Origin of the sequence: Nocardiopsis sp. CC223A (genome assembly GCF_030766825.1) — a bacterium.
Lineage (GTDB): Bacteria > Actinomycetota > Actinomycetes > Streptosporangiales > Streptosporangiaceae > Nocardiopsis.
Genome location: NZ_JASFDV010000149.1, coordinates 1 through 6,435 on the forward strand (window position 1 = coordinate 1; position 6,435 = coordinate 6,435).

The 6,435-nt window shown below is 75.3% G+C and carries 2 protein-coding genes; both read left to right on the plus strand.

Translation table 11 applies throughout. The annotated features are described in order from the left end of the window. Positions 1-385: nuclear transport factor 2 family protein (locus QJS33_RS30815; RefSeq protein ID WP_306371597.1), on the plus strand; the 385-nt coding region annotated here is incomplete at its 5' end. Positions 386-509: 124 nt separating this feature from the next. Continuing rightward, positions 510-6,435 (plus strand): non-ribosomal peptide synthetase (locus tag QJS33_RS30820; RefSeq protein ID WP_306371598.1); only part of this gene is annotated, 5,926 nt, incomplete at its 3' end.

Genomic DNA, 6,435 nt, shown 5'->3' on the forward strand with positions numbered 1-6,435 from the left:
CATGATCGACGAGACCCGCACCGCCCCCGCCGACGTCCGCGACCGGGTACGCCAGGTCTACGCCCGCGTCGACGCCGGAGACGTCGACGCCCTGCTCGAACTCTTCAGCGACGACGTCGTCTACGAGCGCCCCGGCTACCCCCCGCTCGTGGGGCGCGACGCCTTCGAGCGCTTCTACCGCACCGCCCGGGTGATCAGGGAGGGCGTCCACGTCCCCGACTCCGTCGTGGTGGACGGCGACGGACGGGTCGCCGTCCAGGGCCGGTTCACCGGCGTGCTCAAGGACGGCCGTTCCGTCGACCTGCGCTACGCGGACTTCTTCCGCGCCGGCGCCGACGGCCGCTTCGACCGCCGCGACACCTACTTCTTCTCGCCGATGGTCTGATCCCCGGGTTCCCCCGAACTGCCGCCGGGCTGCCGCGACCGCGTGCCGGTCCGGCGGCCCTCGCGTTTCTAGGCTCTCCACACGAACCCGGGCGAGGTGCCCCCGAGCGGTGAGGAGCCGTGTGATGTCCCCCAGCAGTGTCCAGCCCTGGCCGCTGAGCGAGTCGCAGAAGGGGATCTGGTTCGCTCAGCAGGCGGACCCGGAGAGCCCCATGTTCGTCAACGCCGAGTACTACGAGATCGACGGTCCGCTGGACGCCGCGCTGCTCGCGCGGACCGTCGACCGGGTCGTGGCGGAGGCGGAGAACCTGCGCCTGCGGTTCACCGAGACCGACGACGGGCCCGTGCAGAGCTCCGACCCCGGGGCCCGCCTCCCCATGCGCGTCATGGACCTGCGCGGCGAGGACGACCCGCGCGCGGCCGCCCTGGAGTGGATGCGCCGGGACGTGGCCGCGGCGCCGGACCTGCGCTCCGACGCGCTGTGCGCCTTCGTCCTGTTCCGCGTCGGGGAGGACGAGCACCTCTGGTACACCCGGGCGCACCACCTGGTCGTCGACGGCTACACCTTCATGCTCCTGGCCCGGCGGATCGCCGACGTCTACACGGCGCTGGCCGGCGGGCAGGAGCCCGCGCCGGTCTTCGGCTCCCTGCGCGACCTCGTGGAGGAGGACCTGCGCTACCGGGGGAGCGGGGAGTCCGAGGCCGACCGCGCCCACTGGGCGGAGCGCCTGGCCGGGGCCCCCGCCTTCACCTCCCTGACCGGCCGCACGGCCCCGCCGTCCCACCGGCACCTGCGTTCCAGCTTCGTCGTCCCGCCGGAGGGACTCGCCCGCATCGAGGCCGCCGCCGAGCGGATCGGCACCGGGTGGAAGCAGGTCCTCATGGCGGTGGCCGCGGTCTTCACCCGCCAGTGGTCGGGCGAGGACGACCTCCTGCTCAGCCTGCCCGTCGCGGCCCGCACCACCCCGCTCAGCCGCCGGACGCCCGGAATGCAGTCCAACGTGGTGCCGCTGCGCTGCCGGACCGCCCCCGGCCTCACCTTCGCCGAGCTGGCCCGCTCGGTGGCCGCCGAGCTGCGCGCCGCCCTGCCCCACCAGCGCCACCCGATCGCCTCGACCCTGCGCCTGCTCGGACAGACCGCGGACGCCCGCCACGAGTGCGGCCCGATCGTCAACATCATGGCGTTCGACTACGACCTCTCGTTCGCCGGCCTGCCGGCCCGGCCGCACAACATCTTCCAGGGGCCGATCGAGGAACTGCGGATCGACATCCTCCAGCGCGGCCGCGGGGGAGCCCTCACCATCGACTTCGACGCCAACCCGGCCGTCTACTCCGAGCGGGGGCTGGAGCGCCACCGCCGGAGCTTCGAGGCACTGCTCGCCCTCCTGTGCGCCGACCCCGACACGCTGCTGCGCGACGCCGACGGCATGGACCCGGCGGACCGCCGCCGCCAGATCACGGAGTTCAACGCCACCGGTCCCGGTGTGGCGGACCGGACGGTGGGGGAGGTGTTCGAGGAGCACGCGCGGCGTGATCCGGACGCGGTGGCGGTGGTGTTCGGCGACCAGCGGCTGACCTACGCCGAGCTGGACGTCCGCGCCGACCGGCTCGCCCGCCACCTCGCCGCGTCGGGGGTGCGCCGGGGCGACGCGGTCGGCGTGCTGCTGGAGCGCGGTGTGGAGGCGGCGGTCGCGGTGGTCGCGGCGGTCAAGGCCGGGGCGCCCTACCTGATGCTGGACTCCGGTTTCCCGGACGAGCGGCTGCGGTCGCTGGCCCGGAGCGCCGGTGTGCGTGCGGTGGTGACCCGCGGCGTGTGGGCGGGGCGGGTGCCCGCGCCGCTGCCGCCGGTGCTGGTGGACGACCACGCCGCGGCGATCGCGGGGCGGTCCGGTGCCGCGCCGCGCGCCGGGGTCACGCCCGACGACGGCCTGTCCGTGATCTTCACGTCGGGGTCCACGGGCGTGCCCAAGGGGGTGGTGACCTCGCACCGCGCGGTGGTGGGGACGTTCCTGGGCCAGGACTACGTGGACTTCGGCCCGGACCACGTGTGGTTGCAGTGCGCGCCGGTGTCGTGGGACGGGTTCGTGCTGGAGTTCTGGGGTGCGCTGCTGTCGGGCGCGGCCTGCGTGCTCCAGCCGGAGCGCTCGCCGGAGCCGGACCGCATCGCCGAACTCGTGGTGCGGGAGTCGGTGACCACGCTGTGGCTGTCGGCGGGGTTGTTCAACCTGCTCCTGGACGAGCACCCCGGTGTCTACGCGTCGGTGCGCCAGGTGATGACCGGCGGTGAGGCCCCGTCGACGGAGCACCTGCGCCGCTTCCGGAAGGAGTTCCCCCGGGTGCGGCTGGTCCACGGGTACGGCCCCGCCGAGGCCATGGTCTTCACCAACGCCATGACGGTGGACGAGGTCGGGCCGGGCCGCCTGCCGGTCGGCCCTCCCCTGGCGGGCAAGCGCGTGTACGTGCTGGACGACCGGCTGCGGCCTGTTCCGCCGGGTGTGGTGGGCGAGGTGTACGCGGCCGGGGCGGGGCTGGCCCAGGGGTACCTGGGGCTGCCCGTTCAGACCGCGGAGCGGTTCCTCCCCGACCCGTTCGGCGCCGCGGGGGAGCGGATGTACCGGACCGGGGACCTGGCGCGGTGGTCCGAGGACGGCGAACTGGTGGTCGTGGGCCGCGCGGACGGTCAGGTGAAGGTCCGGGGTTTCCGGATCGAGCCCGGCGAGGTGGAGGCGGCCTTCACCGCGCTGCCGGAGGTGGTGGCCGCGGTGGTGGTGGCCCGGGGCGCGGCGGTGGGGGAGTCCCGGCTGGTCGCCTACGTGGTCGCGGAGGCGGGTGCGGAGCCGGACCCGGCCGGGCTGCGTGCGGCGGTGGCCGGTGTGCTGCCGGACCACATGGTGCCGTCGGCGGTGGTGGTCCTGGACGCGCTGCCGTTGAACGCGAACGGGAAGGTGGACCGGCGGGCGCTGCCGGAGCCGGACTTCGGTGCGCTGTCGCAGGGCCGGTCTCCGCGTGATGCCCGTGAGGAGATCCTGTGCGGTCTGTTCGCGGAGGTGCTGGGTCTGGAGTCGGTGACGATCGACGACTCGTTCTTCGACCTGGGCGGGCACTCCCTGCTCGCCGCCCGCCTGCTCGGCCGGATCGAGGCGGTCTTCGGCACCGGACTCACCCTGCGCGACCTCTTCGCCCTGCCCACGGCCGCCCGCCTGGCCGCCCGCCTGGCCACCGCCGAGGGGGCGGGCGGCGCCGAGCGGCTCCCGCTCACCGCCGCGGTGGACAGACCGGAGCGGCTCCCGCTGTCCCACGCCCAGCGGGGGCTGTGGTTCCTGGACCGGTTGCAGGGCCCGAACGCCGCCTACAACATCCCGCTCTCGGTCCGCCTGAACGCGGAGGTGGACGCCGACGCGCTGGCCGCGGCGCTCGCCGACGTGGTGGAACGGCACGAGGCGCTGCGGACGGTGTTCCCCGCCGAGGGCGGGGAGCCGTGGCAGTCGGTGGTGGCGCCGGACCGGGCGCGGGCCTCACTCGTGGTGGAACGCGTGCGCGCGGGGCAGGACGGGGGCACCCCCCTGGCGGAGCACCGGTTCGACCTGACCCGGGAGATCCCGGTGCGGGCGCGCCTGGTGGAGGACGGCGACGGCAGGGTGCTGCACCTGGTGGTGCACCACATCGCGGGTGACGGGGCGTCGATGGCGCCGCTGCTGCGCGACCTCTCGGCGGCCTACGAGGCCCGGCTGCGCGGCGGGGCCCCCGGCTGGGCGCCGCTGCCGGTCCAGTACGCCGACCACACCCTGTGGCAGCGGCGCCTGCTGGAGGGCGGGGCGGGCGGCGACGGGGCGATCGCCCGGCAGACCTCCTACTGGCGTGCGGCCCTGGCCGGGCTGCCCGACGAGCTGCCCCTGCCCTACGACCGGCTCCGGCCCGCCCGACCGGACTCCGGGGGCGGTGCCGTCGAGCTGACGGTGGACGCCCCGACGCACGCCGCGCTCCTGGAGCTGGCGCGCGAACACCACGTCACCCTGTTCATGGTGCTCCAGGCCGCACTGGCCGCCACCTTGACCCGGATGGGCGCGGGCACCGACATCCCGCTGGGCGCCCCCGTGTCCGGGCGCAACGACGAGGCGCTGGAGGACCTGGTCGGGTTCTTCGTGAACACGCTGGTGCTGCGCACCGACACCTCCGGCGACCCGACCTTCGCCGACCTGCTGGAGCGGGTCCGCGAGCGCACCCTCGCCGACCTCGAACACCGGGACGTCCCCTTCGACCACCTCGTCGAAGTGCTCGGACCCGCCCGCGCCGCGGGCCGCAACCCCCTCTTCCAGGTGGTGCTCGGGCTGGAGCACGACCTCCTCCACGAGGCCGGCCGGTTCGGCGCCGGGGCGGGCGCGGTGCTGGGGGCGGGATTCGCGTCGGCCAAGTTCGACCTCGACGTGACGTTCGCGCGCCGTTCCGACGACGGGGAGCTGCGCGGCCGCATCGGCTACGCCACCGCGCTCTTCGACGAGGAGACCGTGCGCGGTATCGGCGACGCCCTGCTCCGGGTGCTGCGGCGGATGGCCGCCGACCCCCGGACCGCGCTCTGGGCCGTGGACCTGCTCGACGAGCGGGACCGGCGGCTCCAGATCGAGGAGTGGAACGCGACCGACCGCGAGGTGCCCGACCTCACCGTCCCGCAGGCCTTCGCCGCGCACGCGGAGCGCGCCCCCGGCGCGGTGGCGGTGGTGTTCGGCGGCGACCGGGTGACCTACGGGGAGCTGGAGGCGCGGTCCAACCGGCTGGCGCGGCACCTGGCGGGTTCGGGCGTGGCGCCCGGCGACGTGGTGGGCGTGCTGCTGGACCGGGGGGTGGACCTGGCGGTGGCGGTGCTGGCCGTGCTGAAGGCGGGCGGCGCGTACCTGCTGCTGGACCCGGGCTTCCCCGACGACCGGCTCGCCACCCTGGTCGGGGAGGCGTCGGCCGTCGCACTGGTCACCACCGAGGACCGGGCGGACCGGGTCGTGCCCACCGGGCCCGTGGTGTGCGTGGACGCCGAGGCGGAGGACGTGGCGGCCCTGCCCGCCGCACCCCCGGAGGTGGCGGTCGACCCGGGCGACGTGGCCTGTGTGATGTTCACGTCGGGGTCCACCGGCACGCCCAAGGGCGTGCTCGCCCCGCACCGCGCGGTGGTGGGGACGTTCCTGGGCCAGGACTACGTGGACCTGGGCCCGGACCACGTGTGGTTGCAGTGCGCGCCGGTGTCGTGGGACGGGTTCGTGCTGGAGTTCTGGGGTGCGCTGCTGTCGGGCGCGGCCTGCGTGCTCCAGCCGGAGCGCTCGCCCGAACCCGCGCGCATCGCGGAGCTGGTGGCCGGGCAGGGCGTCACCACTCTCTGGCTGTCGGCCGGGCTGTTCAACTTCCTGGTGGACGAGCACCCGGACGTGTTCACCCGGGTGCGCCAGGTGATGACCGGCGGCGAGGCGCCGTCGGTGCCCCACCTGGAGCGGTTCCGGGAGCGGTTCCCGCAGGTCCGGCTGGTCCACGGGTACGGCCCCGCCGAATCCATGATCTTCACCCACGCCCGGACCGTCACCTCGGTCCCCGACGGCCGGGTACCGGTCGGCGGCCCCCTGGCCAACAAGCGCTGCTTCGTCCTGGACGACCGGCTGCGCCCCGTGCCCGTGGGCATGAGCGGCGAGCTGTACGTGGCGGGGGTGGGCCTGGGCCACGGGTACGCGGGCCGCCCGGCGGCCACGGCCGAGAGGTTCGTGGCGGGCCCCTTCGGGGGGCCGGGCGAGCGGATGTACCGGACCGGCGATCTGGCCCGGTGGACCCGCGACGGCGAGCTGGTGCTGGTCGGCCGGGCCGACGACCAGGTCAAGATCCGGGGTTTCCGGATCGAGCCCGGCGAGGTGGAGAAGGCGCTCACCCGCCTGCCGGAGGTCGCGGCCGGGACCGTCGCCGTCCGGGAGGACCGCCCCGGCGACCGGAGGCTGGTCGCCTACGCGGTCCCCGCCGCCGGCGCGGAGCAGGCCGACCCCGTCGCGCTGCGCTCCGCCCTGGCCGTCGTCCTGCCCGAGC